General features: G+C 71.1%; 14 protein-coding genes. 7 read left to right on the top strand and 7 right to left on the bottom strand.

Features of this window, described 5'->3' with window-relative positions; all coding sequences use genetic code 11:
- Both ACGFW5_RS25745 and ACGFW5_RS25740 read left to right on the top strand, forming a co-directional pair.
- The coding region (locus ACGFW5_RS25745; RefSeq protein ID WP_393836644.1) for a cytochrome P450 at nt 1-1,446 on the top strand (1,446 nt) is incomplete at its 5' end.
- Between the two features lie 39 nt (nt 1,447-1,485).
- Nucleotides 1,486-3,105, top strand: coding sequence for a peroxidase family protein (locus ACGFW5_RS25740; RefSeq protein ID WP_393836643.1), 1,620 nt, complete (start codon nt 1,486-1,488; stop codon nt 3,103-3,105).
- A gap of 45 nt (nt 3,106-3,150) precedes the next feature.
- Here the strand turns inward: ACGFW5_RS25740 and ACGFW5_RS25735 are convergent, their stop codons facing one another.
- Together ACGFW5_RS25735 and ACGFW5_RS25730 are read right to left on the bottom strand one after the other, a co-directional pair.
- Nucleotides 3,151-3,408: a hypothetical protein gene (locus ACGFW5_RS25735; RefSeq protein ID WP_393836642.1), complete on the bottom strand. Its 258-nt coding sequence runs from the start codon at nt 3,406-3,408 to the stop codon at nt 3,151-3,153.
- A gap of 35 nt (nt 3,409-3,443) precedes the next feature.
- Nucleotides 3,444-5,612 (bottom strand): acetoacetate decarboxylase family protein, encoded by a 2,169-nt coding sequence (locus ACGFW5_RS25730; protein ID WP_393836641.1) that lies wholly within the window; start codon nt 5,610-5,612, stop codon nt 3,444-3,446.
- Nucleotides 5,613-5,921: 309 nt separating this feature from the next.
- On the opposite strand from ACGFW5_RS25730, the gene ACGFW5_RS25725 reads away from it, so the two are divergent.
- On the top strand, nt 5,922-6,917 hold the full coding sequence (locus ACGFW5_RS25725) for an acyl-CoA desaturase (protein WP_393836640.1): 996 nt from the start codon (nt 5,922-5,924) through the stop codon (nt 6,915-6,917).
- Nucleotides 6,918-7,214: 297 nt separating this feature from the next.
- On the opposite strand, the gene ACGFW5_RS25720 is transcribed toward ACGFW5_RS25725, so the two are convergent.
- Both ACGFW5_RS25720 and ACGFW5_RS25715 read right to left on the bottom strand, forming a co-directional pair.
- Nucleotides 7,215-7,952: a VOC family protein gene (locus ACGFW5_RS25720; RefSeq protein WP_393836639.1), complete on the bottom strand. Its 738-nt coding sequence runs from the start codon at nt 7,950-7,952 to the stop codon at nt 7,215-7,217.
- 153 nt (nt 7,953-8,105) lie between these two features.
- Complete coding sequence (locus ACGFW5_RS25715; protein WP_393836638.1) at nt 8,106-8,531, bottom strand: CGNR zinc finger domain-containing protein; 426 nt, start codon at nt 8,529-8,531, stop codon at nt 8,106-8,108.
- Between the two features lie 185 nt (nt 8,532-8,716).
- Between ACGFW5_RS25715 and ACGFW5_RS25710 the strand changes: the two genes are divergently transcribed.
- Nucleotides 8,717-9,334, top strand: a complete 618-nt coding sequence (locus ACGFW5_RS25710) for a LysE family translocator (RefSeq protein WP_393836637.1) — start codon at nt 8,717-8,719, stop codon at nt 9,332-9,334.
- Nucleotides 9,335-9,437: 103 nt separating this feature from the next.
- Here ACGFW5_RS25710 and ACGFW5_RS25705 read toward each other — a convergent pair whose 3' ends face one another.
- The 3 genes from ACGFW5_RS25705 to ACGFW5_RS25695 all read right to left on the bottom strand — a co-directional run bounded on the left by ACGFW5_RS25705 (nt 9,438) and on the right by ACGFW5_RS25695 (nt 12,264).
- Entirely contained in the window at nt 9,438-10,286 is an 849-nt protein-coding gene (locus ACGFW5_RS25705) for an alpha/beta fold hydrolase (protein WP_393836636.1), read from the bottom strand.
- A gap of 264 nt (nt 10,287-10,550) precedes the next feature.
- The gene (locus tag ACGFW5_RS25700; RefSeq protein ID WP_393836635.1) at nt 10,551-10,964 is read right to left on the bottom strand and encodes a hypothetical protein; all 414 of its coding nucleotides are present in this window, start codon (nt 10,962-10,964) and stop codon (nt 10,551-10,553) included.
- Between the two features lie 124 nt (nt 10,965-11,088).
- The gene (locus ACGFW5_RS25695) at nt 11,089-12,264 is read right to left on the bottom strand and encodes a low temperature requirement protein A (protein ID WP_393836721.1); all 1,176 of its coding nucleotides are present in this window, start codon (nt 12,262-12,264) and stop codon (nt 11,089-11,091) included.
- 260 nt (nt 12,265-12,524) lie between these two features.
- Between ACGFW5_RS25695 and ACGFW5_RS25690 the strand changes: the two genes are divergently transcribed.
- From ACGFW5_RS25690 to gdhA, 3 genes are all read left to right on the top strand, one after another.
- Nucleotides 12,525-13,460, top strand: a complete 936-nt coding sequence (locus tag ACGFW5_RS25690) for a YihY/virulence factor BrkB family protein (protein ID WP_393836634.1) — start codon at nt 12,525-12,527, stop codon at nt 13,458-13,460.
- Between the two features lie 309 nt (nt 13,461-13,769).
- The gene (locus ACGFW5_RS25685; protein ID WP_393836633.1) at nt 13,770-14,504 is read left to right on the top strand and encodes a dienelactone hydrolase family protein; all 735 of its coding nucleotides are present in this window, start codon (nt 13,770-13,772) and stop codon (nt 14,502-14,504) included.
- 180 nt (nt 14,505-14,684) lie between these two features.
- Entirely contained in the window at nt 14,685-16,034 is a 1,350-nt protein-coding gene (gdhA, locus tag ACGFW5_RS25680) for an NADP-specific glutamate dehydrogenase (RefSeq protein WP_393836632.1), read from the top strand.
- Nucleotides 16,035-16,124 lie beyond the last annotated feature (90 nt).

The raw sequence follows: 16,124 nt of genomic DNA, 5'->3' as shown, positions 1-16,124 counted from the left end.
GCGGGTGGACGGGCGGTCCGGGTCCCGCCCACGATCCTCGTCCCGGATGCGGTCTGCCGCAGTGCGGGCGTCCTGGATCCGGTCCGCCGCAGTGCGGGGCTGCCCCGGATGCCTGCCCGACGTGCGGCGCCCGCCGTGCGATGGGTCAATGCCGTCATGGACTTTCTCACCGCGTACGACGCGCTCCCGGAGGACGACGTCCCGCGGCGGGTGGCCCTGCTGCGGCAGAGCATGGCAGCCGACAAGGCGGCCCTGTTCACCGAACTGCGCGCGCACCGGCCGGTGTTCCGCACGCCCGTCGGTGTGTTCGTCACCCGGCACCCGGACGTTCTGGAGGTGCTGTCGGCCCCCGGGACGTTCACCGTCGGCGTGTTCGGGCCCGCGTTGGAGGAGGTGCTCGGTGCCCCGTTCGTCCTCGCACGGGACGGCGCCGACCTGCACTGGCGCGAGCGTGGTTACGGGCAGGTGCTCCTGGCGGCCGAGGACGCGCCCCGGGTGCGCGAGCTGACGGCGCGCATCGCCGACGCCGTCCTGGACGAGGCGATCGCCCGGGGTGGTGACACCTTCGACCTCATCCAGGACTACGCCCGCCTTGCCGCCGCCCGGGTGGCGATCGCCTACCTGGGCCTGGACGGTCTCGACGAGACGGTCCTGCACTCCTGCACCCGCCACATGCAGTGGGCGTTCGCCGTCAATCCCGACCGCGACCCGCAGGTCCACGCGACCGGGGTGGCAGCCGGGCGCGAGCTGCGCGAGCGGGTGGGCGAGGTGATCACCCGGCGCCGGTCCGCGGCCGAGGACGGCGGCGACGGGTCCCCCGACGTCCTCGGCCGGATGCTGCGTACGCGGCTGCCCGCCGAGTACGGTTTCGACGACGAGCGGATCAACGCCAATCTGGCCGGCTATCTGACGGGGTATCAGCAAAATGCCACGCAGTGCACGGCCACCGCGCTCAAGGAGCTCGCGCTGCGCCCCGAGGCGTTGGCCGAGGCCGAGCGGGCGGCGGCCGCGGGCGACGAGGAGCGCTTCGACAGCCATGTGTGGGAGGCACTGCGCTTCCACCCGTTCGTGCCCGTCACTCCCCGGCTGTGCCTGCGTGACCACGTGCTGGCCGCCGGGACGCCGCGGCAGACGGTGATCGCGGCCAAGAGCGTGGTGCTGGCCTGTTTCGCGTCCGCCATGTTCGACGAGGAGGTGCTGGAGGCGCCGGCCGAGTTCCGTCCCGGTCGCCCCCCGGCGCACAATCTCGTCCTCGGGTACGGCGCCCATGACTGTCTCGGAAAGTACGCCGCCCAGGTGATCGTGCCGGAGTTGGTGCGACGGGTGCTGCTGCGTCCCGGTGTCCGTCCGCTGCCCGGTGGTGAACGCGCCCTCGACTACGCGGGCACCCCCTTCCCCCAGCACTATCCGGTCGGCTCCGGCCGCCCGGCCGTACCCGCGGCCTGACCGCCACCCACCGCCGCCGCCCGCGCCCCCGGAGGACCCATGACCGTCACGTCTCGTGAGACCGAGGGCCGGGCGGCGCCGCGCCAGGAAGCCCGGGACAGGTCCCGCGACGGCCGGCGCAACCGGTTCGAGACGCATCTGCTGACCCACTACCGTCCGGTGTGGCAGGCGGCCCGGCGCAGCAGATGGCTGCACCGCAGACTCAACTCGACCCTCACCGACCTGGCGGTACTCAAAGCGCCCCCGCGCCCTGAGCCGTTGAGCACGAAGAGCCCGTACACCTCCTGGGACTCCCTCACCGACCGCTCCTGGGTGGGCCGGCACCTGCCACCGGCGGCAGGGCGGCCCGGGAGCCTGCCGGCCCCACAGGAGGTCGCCGAGCTGTTCCGCCGCGAGGGCGAGGGGCGGTACTGCGCGCGTTCGACAGCGCTGCTGCCCGCGTTCGCGCAGTGGTTCACCGACGGCTTCCTGCGCGGCCACGCCGCCACCGGCGACCCGCGCCGCACGGACTCCCCGCACACCTTGGACATGTGCCAGCTCTACGGCGACCGCGAGGAGATCACCGCGTGCCTGCGCACCTTCGAGGGCGGCAGGCTGAAGAGCCGGGTCATCGACGGAGCCGAGTTCCCGCCCGCGCTGTGCCGGGACGGCAGGATCCTGGAGGAGTTCGGCGCGATCGTGCCGGTCCGCTTCGACGAGGTGCCCAAGGACTGCGTCGACACGCTCTTCGCGTGCGGCGGCGACCGTGTGCACGCGCACATCGGCCCGATGGCGCTGAACGTCCTGTTTCTGCGCGAGCACAACCGGGTCGCCGGCCTTCTCGCCACCGCTCACCCGGGGTGGGACGACGAGCGCGTCTTCCAGACCACCCGCAACACTCTGATCGTGATGATGATCCGGGTGATGCTGGAGGAGTACATCAACCACATCACGCCGTACCACTTCGGCTTCGTCCTCGACCCGGTACGCACCGATCGCGGGGTGTGGCACCGGGAGAACTGGGCGACGATCGAGTTCAGCCTCGTCTACCGCTGGCACAGCCTCATCCCGTCCACCTACCGGATCGCGGGCCAGGAGGTGCCGCTCGCACGGACGATCGCCAACGGGCAGCTCGTCCTCGACCGCGGCCTCGGGCCGCTCTTCGAGGACCTGTCACGACAACCAGCAGGCCTGTCGGGGCTGTTCAACACCGACGAACTGCTCCTGCCCATCGAGGCGCGCTCCGTCGCGGTCGGCCGTGAGCTGCGGCTGGCCTCCTACAACGACTACCGCGCCCACTACGGTTTCCCGCCGGTCACCCACCCACGGCAGATCACCGGTGACCTGCGGGTCCAGGAGGCGCTGCGCGACCTGTACGGCGGTGCCGACGACATCGACCTGTACGTCGGTCTGTTCGCGGAGGAGCCGGAGCCGGGCGCCATCTTCGGCCGGCTCCTCGAACGGATCATCTCCGTCGACGCGTTCTCCGAGGCGTTGAACAACCCGCTGCTCGCGCCCCGTCTGTTCGCCCCCTCGACGTTCTCGAAGGAGGGCATGGCTGTCGTCCGGGAGACCAGGAACTTCTCCGACCTGGTGCACCGCAACCTGCCGGAGGAGTCGGGACGGTACTTCGTGTCGCTGGGCAGCGCCGCGGGCGGCACGCGCACACCGGCCCTGTGAACGAAGTTTCCCGCGGCCGGGTTCCAGGTGGCCGCACCGCCTGGTTCAGCCGCGGGCGTGAGCGAGCAAAGCCTGGGCGGCAGTGCGCAGTTGGTCCGCCGCCGTGGCGCACGCGGCGGCCTGCTGCTCCAGGGTGGCCCGGCTCCACTCGGGCGCCGCGGGGCGGCCGCTGAGCGTGGCGGCGGTGTCGCGCAGCCTGCGCGCGTAGGCCTCCATGAGGTCGGCGTCCTGCCGCAATGTGCGCACCTGGCCGAGCAGTTCGTCGGACTCGCAGGCGGCGGCTCGGGGGGACTCGGTCACCATGGCGGCTCCCACTCGGTTCGGTGCGGTACGGGACGTCAGCGCGGCAGGACGGCGCCCGCGCTGCGGTGGAGCATGAGCTGAGGACAGCTCAGGACGAACAGCGGCCGTGCCCTGTCGATGCCGAGTGCGCGCAGCTGACCCGCGAGCGGTCCGGCCGCCGCGCCGTCCAGCCTCAGGCGGACCCCGCTGCCGGGGTGCAGCCGCAGTCTGCCGTGGACCCGGACCAGGGTGCGTACGGTGCTGTCGTTCCGGCGGCCATAGAGCACCCAGTCCGCCTCAAGGCAGCGCACGCCACGGCCGATCCGCCCTTCGACGGCGAGCCCGAGACCCCGGGAGCGGGCGGTGATGTGCCGGCCCATCAGGTCGGCGTCGGCCGCGGTGCGCACCGCGGGCTGGCCCCAGATCTCCTGGCCGACGATCTGGGCCTCCTCGCTCGTCACGGCCAGGGAGAGGACGTATCGGCCGGTGCGTCGCAGGTCCACGCGGCGCAGCAGGTCCGCCGCGACGTCGTACGGACGGGGCCGCCACAGGTCGTCGACCAGAACCGACAGGGCGATCTCCGTGTACGGGCCGATCGTGGTGCAGCGGTGTTCGTACAGCGACAGCACGGCGAGAGCCCGTCGGGCCAGTCGGCTGGGGGTCATCCAGGTGACGCCGGGCAGCAAGGCGCGTGCCGTGTCGGCGGAGACCGGGAAGCAGAGGTGGGCGGCGGAGGAGTCAAAGTACCGCACGGGGACATCGACCGGTCCGGCCGTCGTGGGGAACGCGCTGGTGGGCAGGGTGAGGAAGGGGTAGCCCTCGGGCGGCCGTGCGCGGTCCTTGAGCTGATACACCTGGCTGCGTTCGACGGCTCCGCGGTAGGGGCTGAGCGCTTCGTCGACGGTGACGGTGGCCTCGGGGATGACGGTCGTGAGGTGCTTGATGTACTCGCGAAGCATGTGGCACAGCGGGAACTCGTGGGTGGGACCGGTGTAGTCGACCTCGTACCAGTTCGGGTGCGGGTCGAACGCGGAGCCGGCGCCCCGGCCGTCGAGGACGGGCACGATGTCGTGCTGGTTGGTGATGCTGGCGACCCAGGTGCGTGGATCGGCGGGCTTCTTGTTGTCGACCGGCGAGCCGACGGTCACGACATGCGTGACCCGGTAGGCGCGGCAGAACTCCTCGTTCTGCGCCAGGTTCATCAGGGCGATGCCGCCCTCGCTGTGCCCGATCAAAGCAAGCTCGGCGCCCTGCGGAATGCCGTAGTCCGCAAGGGCAAGCAGGATCGAGCGGGTGTAGGGCGAGTCGGCCATGAACAGGTTGCGCCAGGCCCCGATGAAGTCCTGCGGGGAGTCGTTGCGGGGGCGGCCCGGGGCCATGCCGGGCGCCTGCAACACGTAGCGGACGACACCGTCGGGGCCCCGCACGTCCTGGACGAGGATGCGCCCGTCGGTGCGCAGCACCTCGATGTTGCCGAGGAACCCCATGAAGGACCCCTCGGCGGCGATGAGCTGCGCCTCCTGGTCGGAGAGGTCCACCGGCTCGGCGGCGCCCTCCCCCTTGTCCATGGCCGACAGGTGGGCGGCGCTGATGCCGTGCAGCGGGTCCGCGGACAGTTCCCGTCCGGCGGCGAGCGCCCAGCCGGTCTCGTCGTTCTTGGGATCTTCGTCCAACAGCGCCCGGATCGCGAGGAGTTCGGCCATCAGCGGTGCGAGCCCGGACAGCGCGCGCTGGGCGCCCTGGTCGCGGAACAGGGCGCGCAGGGCTCGTACGGCCTCCAGGTCCCGGTCGGCGGTGACCGCGACCATCAGCCGGCGCATGCCGGGGTCACGTTCGAACTCGGGGTGGTCCACCAGCACCGCGGCGATCCTCAGCCGCAGCGAAGTGACGGCGACCAGCGCCGCCAGACTCTCCCGGCCCAGCACCTCCCCCGCCGCGCCGAGCACCTGTCCCATGCCCTTGGGCGCGGTGATCGCGAAGGCGCCCAGGCCCTGCCTGTTGGTCAGCGCGCGCAGCAGCGCCCACTGGGCGGCGAGCCCGGTGCGGGGGCGACGGCGTACGGAGGCGGTCAGGGCCGGTGCGAACAGCGCGCTGCCGGCACGCGCGGACACCGCGCGGATGCCTTCGGCGGCCTCGACCACGTCCCGCGCGCACCGGCGCAGCAGCTCCCGGTCATCCTCTGCGTCCGGTGTGGGCCGTCCGGGTGCGTGGCCGTCCGCTCGCATCCCTGGCTCCCTCCCTCGACTGCCTACCGCGCACTCGGCCCTACGACGACATGCGCCGACCGGGCCCGTGCCCACGGGACGCGTCTCGGGTCCCGGATCCCATCGTCGGCCAGGGTTTCCGGGCCCGCACCTTCATCCATCCAGGTAGAGGATGTCGTCGCGGACATTCCCGCCCGCCGCGCCTGAGCTCCAAGGGCGTGCCTCTTGCGCATAATCGCCGCACATGACTCCCTCCACTCCCCCGCTCGTGGGAGCACCGTCCTTTGTGCGTCCGGGAGGGTCTTCCTCCCCGCTCGTGGGAGGTACGCCGTGACCGCGTCCCTCGAACGCGCGGAAGGCCCGCGAGCGCCCCTTCCCGACACCGTCCCGGTCGGCCTCCCGCTGCGCACCGGCTATCTGCTGATGCTCGTGGTGGGACCGCTGGCCGTGCTGGCCCTGGCACTGCCCGCCGCGCTGGCCGGCGGCTGGGGGCCGCACTGGTACGACGCGGTCCTGGGCGCCGGCATGTACGCCCTGTCCATCATGGGCATCACGGCGGGCTACCACCGGCACTTCACCCACCTGTCGTTCAAGGCGAAGCGCCCCCTGCGGATCGCCCTGGGCATCGCCGGCGGGCTCGCCCTTGAGGGCCCGGTGACGATGTGGGTGGCGGAACACCGACGCCATCACCAGTACGCGGACCAGGAGGGCGACCCGCACTCGCCCTGGAAGTACGGCACCACACGCCGGGCCCTGCTCAAGGGTCTCTGGCACGCCCATGTCGGCTGGTTCGCGTCCTCACCGGTCCGCTCCCACTATCCGCGGTACGCGCCCGATCTGCTGGCCGATCCCGATGTACGCCGCCTGGACCGCTACTACCCCCTCACCATGGCCGTCTCGCTCGGGCTGCCTCCGGCGCTCGTCCTGGCGGTGACCCACGACTGGAGGACCGCGGCGGTCACCTTCCTGTGGGCGAGCCTGGTCCGCTACGCCGTCGTCCACCACGTCACGTGGTCCGTGAACTCCGTGGCCCACGCCTTCGGCAGCCGGCACTACCGCACCCGCGACGAGTCCCGCGACGTGGCGTGGGTGGCTCTGCTGACCTTCGGCGAGGGCTGGCACAACCTTCACCACGCCGACCCCAACAGCGCCCGGCACGGCGGCCTGAAGGGCCAGCCCGACCTGACGGCATGGCTCATCGCCCGGTTCGAGCGGTGGGGCCTGGCCTACGACGTGCGCTGGCCGGACACGCGGCGGATCACGGCGCGGCTGCGCCCGGAGACGACCGCACAGCGCAAGCCGCACACCCGGGCCACCGGGGAGTAGCGGGGCGTCGCACGACGCACACACCGTCGCCCTTGAGCCGGCAGTCGTGCAGGGTTGCCCACCCTCCCTGCGGGACCCTCACGTGGCGACGTCGTGCACCACGTGTGCCCCAACTCGGTTGCGGGAGCGGCCACGGCACCGGTGATCGCGCATGGACTGCCGTTCGCCATCGCCGGGACCGTGCGCTGCCGCACCGCGATGACGGGGCGCGTGGGGCCCCGCGTCCTGAGTCCTGAGCTACGCGCCCCGCGCCCCGCCGCGCCCCGATTCCCGAGTCCCGCGCCCTCGCGCCCCGCGTCAGCCTCGGCCGAGGACGCAGAACTCGTTGCCCTCCGGATCGGCCAGGACGACCCAGGGGACGTCACCCTGACCCACGTCGGCCCGTGTCGCCCCGAGACCTTCGAGCCGGGTGACTTCCTTCGCCTGGTCCTCAACAGGGTTGGACATCACATCGAGGTGGACGCGGTTCCGTACGGCCTTGTCGTGCGCCGTGCGGCGAAACTCCAGGTACGGCCCGACGCCCTTGACGGAGCGCAGCAAGGCGCGGTCATCGGTCAGCTCGTGGACGTCCCAGTCGATCGCATCGCCCCAGAACCGGACCATCGCCCGTGGGTCGGCGCAGGCCACGACCACAGCGGCTATCGGGCCGGTGTCCCGGTAGAGCTCACGGGGCTCCAGGACACAGAACTCGTTGCCCTCCGGATCGGCCATCACCGTCCACGGCACGTGGCCCTGGCCCGCATCAGCGGCCGTCGCCCCAAGCCCCTTCAGACGTGCGACCAACTCCGCCTGATGCGCGTCGGAGGTGGTGGCGAGCTCCAGGTGCACGCGGTACTTCACCGTCTCCGGGTCCGGGACACGGACGAGATCGACGCAAATCGCGGACGGGTCCGGCCAGTTGAAGCCCACGGGTTCCAGGTTGGTGACTCCGGGTCCTTCGCTGGAAGCCCCCCAGCCGAGCGCATCTGCCCAGAAGCGGCCGAGTGCCGAATCGTCCCGGGCCTTGAAGTTCACCTGAACAAGTTGCAGCGTCATGGCGCACACCCTAAAGGGTGTTCCATGACGTCACGCGAGCCGCCGCCTGGCTGTACTGATCGGACACGTCGACTGAGCCGCGCTGACCCGTCGGCCCGCTTACCCGTTGACCCGTTGACCCGTTGACCCGTCGGCGCGGTCGGAGGTCGCGCGTCAGGGGCAGTCCCCGGGCCGGTGGCGAGCTCGGTGCCGGCGGACGGCGTCTCTGTTCGCACATCGTGGGGTGCAGTAGCGCTGCGTTCCGTTCCGGGAGGTGTCGACGATGACGTTGATGCAGGGGCTTGCGGCGCACCGGCCCAGTCGGTTCATGCCACGCGTCGTCAGGTGCAAGGCGGTGCCGACGCTGAAGACGGCGTGCAGCACGCGGGCCAGGTCGTCATCGACGTCGCGGTAGTGCAGGTGCCAGCCCTCGTCGTTGTGGTTGGTCAGGCGGGGGTAGGCCGCGGCCCGGGCCATCTGCGCGTTGAGCAGGGCGGCACGCTCGTCGGGGCCCGGTGCGTCGACGATGGTGAGCCAGTCGTCGACAGCTGCCCGGCACCGCGCGTAGTCGCCCTCCTGCTCGGGGAACGGCATCGTCATCCCGAACTCCCGTGTCCGGGCGACGACCTCAGCGCGCGTGGCAGGCCAATCGTCAGCGAGGGATCGCGCGAGTTGGACGGCATACTCGCCGTAAGGGTTGAGATGCATAAGGGCATGACATCAGAGTGAGCGGCATGTCTCCAGCCTTCGAGTCTCTGCCCCTATCAGGTGCGTCCGTTGCGGGAATGGCGCTCACCGCGGTCGCCATGGTCCTGACACCCGGGCCGAACATGATCTACCTTGTCTCGCGCAGCATCGGCCAAGGCCGCAGCGCCGGGCTGATTTCGTTGGCGGGTACTGGCGTCGGCTTCGTCATCTACATGCTCATGGCCAACCTCGGACTGGCCGTCGTGTTCGTCGCCGTGCCCTGGTTGTTCATCGGGTTCAAGGCGGCGGGCGTCGTCTACCTGGCCAACCTCGCCTGGCAGGCGCTCCGCCCAGGAGGGCGCACCATGTTCGACGTGCGCGCGTTTCCCCACGACAGCCCTGCCCGGCTCTTCCGGATGGGGCTGGTCACCAACCTGCTCAATCCCAAGGCCGCGATCATGTACCTGACGCTGATCCCGCAGTTCATCGAGCCGAACCGCGGCGACCCGACCCTGCAGGGGCTGGCCCTCGGATTGATACAGATCACCGTGAGCCTGACGATCAATGCGCTGGTCGTCGTGGCAGCGGGCGCCATCGCCGCCTTCCTGGCACAGAGGCCGAGCTGGGCTACGTGGCAACGACGGGTCACCGGCACCCTGCTCGGAGCCGTCGCGCTTCTGCTCGCCCGCGAAGTGCCGGCCCGCGCGCGCGTCTGACCAGGCAGGTGATGCCCTGGCACACACAAACGCTGCCCTGACCACTCGTCATCGCCTGCCAGAGCCCCGACGTCGTGCTCGCCGCGCTCGCGGACGTCGTGTTCTACGTCTGTCCGAGCCTGAGCATCGCCTCGCCGACCTCAGCCACCTGCCCAGCGGGGATCTTGGTGGCGGCCTCCTCAAGGACGAGCAATCGCGCCTCGGGAATCTCGCGTGCGATCGCCTCGCCGTTGCCGACGGGAAAGAACCGGTCGCGGCGGCCGTGGACGACGAGCGTGGGAAGCGAGATCTCGGGCAGCCGGTCGCGCCAGCGGGGTGTGCAGTCGAGGCTGGAAAACACCAGGCCCATCTGGTTGGCCATCTGGACCAGCGGTGCGGTACCGGGTGTCCGGTCCCAGATCCGTACGGCGACGTCGCGTGCGGCGACTGGGTCGTCGCCCAGGACCTCCGCGCCTGCGGCGGCGAATTCCGCCACCGCCTCTCGGTCGCTCCAATCGGGCAGCGCACGCGCGAACAGCCGGCTCATCGCCGCCTGGTCGTGGTCGGGGAGATCCGCGTCGGGCGGGCCGGGGGCAACCGCGCGGGTGCCGATCAGAGTGAGCGCCGAGAACGCGCCCGGGTGGTCGAGCGCGGCCACTTGGGCAACCATCCCGCCGACGCCGATCCCGGCCAGGTGCGCGGGCCCTCCGCCGAGCACGTCGACCAGGGCCGCCGCGTCCGCGCCGAGGTCGCGCAGGGTGTACGCGGGCGCCTGCGGATCCGCCGTGGTCGACACCCCGCTGTCGCGCATGTCGTAGCGCACCACACGACGCCCGCCGGCTGCGAGGCGTTCGCACAGCGCATCGGGCCAGGAGAGCATCGTCGTTCCGCCGACGAGCAGAACGAGTGGGGCGGCGCCGTCGCCGAACGACTCGACGCCCAAGGCGACTCCGTTGACGTCGACCGTGGTCATCGGATCACCGCGAGACGTCGCAGTCCTGGTGCCTGGGCTGTACCGGCGCGTGGGGCAATGTGCCGGCTGGGGTCCGGCCCGGAGGTGACGAAGCTGTCCCATGAGGCCAGGACACCGGCACTGATTCGTGTCATGCCAGGGCAGACCCCGCCGACCCCCCGAACTCATCGCTCTCCGCGCCATATCTTCTGGCGCGGGCGGCCTGCCCCCGCAGTCGAGCAAGCTGCCCGCAGTCGGTCACCGAAGCACCACCAAAAAATACCGTCAAGCGGCGACGCGCGGTGACTGGACGCCGCCGTAGTAACCGTATGAGCCACCGGGAGGCGTGCCCCAGTATCCGTACGGGAAGACATGGGTTCCGCCGCCCGGGTAGTACGCGCTCCAGCTCGCCGCGTAGTAGCCCAGGGGCTCCCGGCCGTGGCAGCCGTAGTCGTGGACTGGCGTGGTGGAGCCGTCGTTGTTCACTCGCAGGAGCTGTGCGCAGGCGTCCGTGCCGATCTGACCGTCGTACACGCCCAGCGACGGAACCAGGCCGCCATCGCCGTTGTCGTAGCCGCAGGCCGACAGCGCGACCTGGCCGGGCCCGGCCCAGTCCGCGCGGCAATTCCCTCGCGTGCCCGGCGGGTTGGCGTGCGCGGAGCCGGTAGCGATCGCGATGGACCCGGCGGCGCACGCCAACCGCCGTCGAGCGGGATATGTGGCTGAACTTCAAGGCGGATTCCTCCCGTTGAGGCTGCCCGCTTCAGGCAGCCCATGTAGGTGAGCACCCTGCCGAGCCCGAAGGCCCTGGGTGAGGCCCGCGTCACCGCCGTACGGGCCGGCTCCGGGCTCGCCATTTCGAGAGTTTCGCCAGGAGGAAGACGAGGGCGGCCGCGCAGGCGACCGCGCCCCACGCGGGCAGCAGCAGCACCGCGGGCAGCAGCATGCCGGGGGTGAGGATCAGGCACGGGCCGTACCACCGCAGGACGTTGCGTACCCCGTCGCCGTACCGCACGGAAATCGCCGCGTTCGCACTGTAGAAGGCGAGGACACCGCCGCACAGGGCCCAGCGGGCGCCCACGGGCAGCACACGGTGGGGGTCGGAGACGGCGGTGCCCAGGGCCGCGGCGATCACGGTGATGCCGCAGACCAGCACGAACGGCAGGTACATCACGGTGTCGCGCATGATCTGGGTCGCCCGTCCCATCTGGGCCCGGCTCAGGCCCTGCACGGCGCTGCCCGTCCCCCAGATGAAGAAGATCATGGCGAGTTCGGCGGCGACGACGAAGGACAGCAGTGCGGTCAGCCCGGAGGCAGCGGTGAAGTGCTCCTCGAAGGCGGCGACCACCGTGAAGATGCTCTCGCCGAGCACGATCACGACGAACAGGCCGATCCGCTCGACCAGATGGTCCACCGACATCCGCTCGTAGGGCGCGGTTCCCATCCCGGCCCGGACCGCGAGCAGCACCATTTCCAGGGCGATGGCCACGCCCCACACCACGAACCGCGCCGGCGCGGGCAGCGCGGCAGAGACCGCCCACAGTGTCGCGGGCACCAGGCAGTACAGCAGTGGCCGCCACAGTGGCAGCGGGCTGCCGGCGCTGCGGGCGTGGCGGAACCAGATCAGGAACAGCACCAGACGCACCCACGCCGCCCCGAGCGCGTACGCCCAGGCCCGCTCCTGAAGGCCTTCCGGGGAGGCCGCCGCCATCAGCCCGAGCGCGGGCATCGCGGCGAGCAGCATTGCCTGGACGCGGGGCGAGCCCGATCCGAAGAGATTGACGGTGACGCTGAGGTTCGCCCACGCCCACCAGGCGGGGAAGAACAGGACCAGGAACTGTCCGAACTCGGCCGGCCCCGGGTCCCCGTGCAGGACGTGCGCGAGGACACTGACCGTCACCACGAAGACCAGGTCGAAGAACAACTCGAACCAGCCCGCGCGGTGTTCCTCGGTCGCGTCGATGGGCCCTGCGCTGTCGGCCGGTCGGCCGTTCGTCATGTCGCTCACAGGCCCCACTGTGTGAGGTGCACACGACGGCGAGGCATCGGGCGCGCCGAAGGCCGCCCGGGCCGCCGCTCGTGCGGGCCAGTACACGCCGCGGTCGGAGCCCGCCGCCAGGTCACGCGTCGTGGTGCACGCCATGCCGGTACCCCGGGCAGGGCTGGTGCCGCGAAAGGGCACGGGTGCCCGCGGCATGGAACACGCGTCAGCGGATACCCGTGACAGCGCGTCCGACGTACGAAGAGAGAGACATACAGGTGCCCGCATCCTCCCGTCCGGCTGCCAACAGGCGCCTGCGCGCTGCCTCCAGAGCCTGGCGGCTGCGCACCGCTCTGCGCGACACGGCTGTGGCCGTGTGGAACGACAACCTGTCCGACTGGGCTGCCTCGTTGACCTACTACGCCGTCCTCGCGCTCGTGCCCGCACTCCTGGTCGCGGTCTCGGCCATCGGCCTGGCGGCGCCGCAGGCGACCAGCGGGCTCATCGACGATCTCACCTCGTACGCCCCGGCCGAATCGGCGGCCGCCCTGCGTGACGCGCTCCAGCAGATGACCGACGCCGGCTCGACCGTGTGGGTCCTGGTGGTGACCGGCGCGGCGAGCGCCCTGTGGTCGGCGTCGAGCTACCTCGCGGTGTTCCGTCGGGCCCTGCACGCGATGCACCGCATGCCCGACACCCGGCCCCCGCTGCGTACGGCCCACACCATCATCGCCACCGCCGTTCTCCTTCTCGCGCTGCTCCTGACCGGCTCGGGCCTGATCGTGATATCGGGCCCGTTCGCCCGCCGAGTGGCATCGCTGGTGGGAGTCGACGGGCTCGTGGCATGGAGCGCGCTTCGCTGGCCGGTGCTGCTCTGCGTCGTGACGATTCTGGTACTCGTCCTCTTCCGTACGGGTCCGGCGCAGACGCGGGGCATCCGCCGAGGACTTCCCGGGGGCGTCCTCGCGGTCCTGCTGTGGTACACGGCGTCGGCGCTGTTCACCCTGTATGCGGGCCACATCGGGTCCTACACCCGGCTGTACGGTTCCCTGGCGGGCGTGGTGGTGTTTCTCGTCTGGCTCTGGTTCACCAACCTCTCGCTCTTGATCGGCGCCCAGTTCAACGCCACTCTGGACCGCATGGCGTCGCAGGACTCCGTGACGCCGCGGCCCGGCACGGCCGCCCCTTCCGCCGAGGCGGCGGACCTCGGCTGACGGGGGCGGCAGAACCCCCGCGTCTTCACCGCACCCCACCAGCCCTGTCGGGTTCCCGATCCGCACCCCGCCGAGCACAGGTACTGGCCGCAGGGTCGGCCCGTGGACTACGTTGTGGCCATGGATACCGGGACGGCGTTGCGCCACACACAGATTGGTGACCCGGTGCTCTGCTGAGCGCCGTGCGCGCTGTTTCCGGCCCGCTGCTGGAGCGAGGATCCGGCGCCGCTGCGCGAGCTCCGCCTCCGTCGTGTTGACCACAGGCTTGTTGATCAACAGCTTGGCACATCAACCACGACAGGAGCCCTCATGCCCACCAAGACTCTGCGGATCCCCACCGCCGACGGCCAGTCCGACGCGTTCGCCGCCTTCCCCGACGGGGGCGAACGGCACCCCGGTGTGCTGATGTACGCGGACGGCTTCGGCATCCGGCCCGTACTGCGCGCCATGGCCCTCGAACTGGCCGGCCACGGGTACTACGTGCTGGTCCCCAACTTCTTCTACCGGCACGGCCCGACACCGGTGATCGAGCTCCCCGAGTTCATCGGAAGCGAAGACCGGCCCGCGATCTTCGCGCAGTTGATGCCCATGATTCAGGCGCACACCGCTGAACGTACCGTGCGCGATGCGGACGCCTACCTCCGTTTTCTCACCTCGCAGCCCGAGGTCGTCGACGGGCCGGTGGCGGTGACCGGCTACTGCATCGGCGGCCTCCTCGCGGTACGCACCGCCGCCGCTCATCCCGGCCGGGTGGCCGCCACCGCCGCGTTCCACGCTCCCGTGGGCGCGGACGGGCCCGGCCTCTTCTCCCAACTCGCGGCCCCCGTCCACTTCGGTCACGCGGCGAGCGATCTGACACCCGAGGCCCTGGATGAGCTCAACCAGACCCTCGATTCGGCGGGCGTCGACCACACCTCCGAGATCTACCCCGGCAGCGTTCACGGTTTCACGATGTCCGACACCGACGCTTTCGACCCCGCCGCGCTGCAATTGCACTGGGACCGTCTGCTCCCTCTCCTGCGCCGCGCCCTGACCCAGGGCTGACGCCCGGGACTGTGAGCCGGGTGGGGCGCGGGCCGAGCCCGCCCCCGCCCGGCCGCGTCGCGTGCTGCCGCCCTGCTCGCCCTTCCGAGGGGTGGACCGCCCGTCCCCGCCCGGGGCAGGGTGTGGCACTGTGATCTGGGCCCGCACGCCCCTGGAACCTCCGTCGGAAGGGAATTGATCGTGACTGACCCCAAGGACAGGCTGGACACACTGCGGACGGACATCGAGCGCCGCAACCCCGGACAGCCCGAGTTCCACCAAGCCGTGCGAGAAGTCCTCGACACCCTGGGCCCCGTCCTTTCGGCCCGCCCCGAGTACGCCGAGAGCGGGCTCGTCGAGCGGCTTCTGGAGCCGGAGCGTCAGATCATCTTCCGGGTCCCGTGGACCGACGACCGCGGCCGTGTGCACGTCAACCGCGGCTACCGGGTGGAGTTCAACAGCGCGCTCGGCCCGTACAAGGGCGGCCTGCGTTTCCACCCGTCGGTCGACATCGGCGTGGTGAAGTTCCTCGGCTTCGAGCAGATCTTCAAGAACGCCCTGACCGGCCTCGGCATCGGCGGCGGCAAGGGCGGCAGCGACTTCGACCCGCACGGCAGGTCCGACGCCGAAGTCATGCGCTTCTGCCAGTCGTTCATGACCGAGCTGTCCCGGCACATCGGTGCGCACACGGACGTCCCGGCCGGGGACATCGGCGTGGGCGGCCGCGAGATCGGCTACCTCTTCGGCCAGTACCGCCGCATCACCAACCGCTGGGAGGCCGGCGTCCTGACCGGCAAGGGCCATGGCTGGGGCGGTTCGGCGATCCGTCCCGAGGCCACCGGCTACGGTTCCGTGCTGTTCGCCGCCGAGATGCTGAAGGTGCGCGGCGAGTCCCTTGACGGGCTCAGCGCGGTCGTGTCCGGCTCCGGCAACGTGGCCCTGTACACCATCGAAAAGCTCCAGCAGCTGGGCGCCAACCCGCTGACGGCGTCGGACTCCTCCGGCTACGTGGTCGACGACAAGGGCATCGACCTGGCTCTGCTCAAGCAGATCAAGGAAGTTGAGCGGGGCCGCATCAGCGAGTACGCCGCCCGGCGCGGCCCGTCGGCCCGCTTCGTACGCGACGGCCGGGTCTGGGAGGTCCCGGCGGACGTGGCGTTCCCCTCGGCCACGCAGAACGAGCTGGGCGTCGACGACGCGCGCACGCTCATCGCGAGCGGCGTCAAGGCGGTCTCGGAGGGCGCGAACATGCCCACCACCCCGGAGGCGGTGCACCTCTTCCAGGAGGCGGGCGTCGCCTTCGGCCCGGGCAAGGCCGCCAACGCGGGCGGTGTCGCCGTCAGCGCACTGGAGATGGCCCAGAACGCCGGCCGGGTCTCGTGGAGCCGCGAGCGGGTGGAGGACGAACTCGCCGGCATCATGCGGTCCATCCACGCGGTGACGCACGAGACGGCCGAGCGCTACGGCGCCCCCGGCGACTACGTGACGGGCGCCAACATCGCCGGCTTCGAACGCGTCGCCGACGCGATGCTCGCCCAGGGCGTCATCTAGGGGGTGTCTGGTGGATCAGGGTCGGTCAGGGTGCGGCGCCTGGTGCGGTGCATCGCAAGGCGCCGGAACGTCGTGATAGCGGAGCTATCG

This window comes from Streptomyces sp. NPDC048416 (genome assembly GCF_043200435.1).
GTDB lineage: Bacteria > Actinomycetota > Actinomycetes > Streptomycetales > Streptomycetaceae > Streptomyces.
The sequence above is the reverse complement of the archived record's forward strand: the minus strand, read 5'-3'. Positions and strand labels throughout refer to the sequence as shown.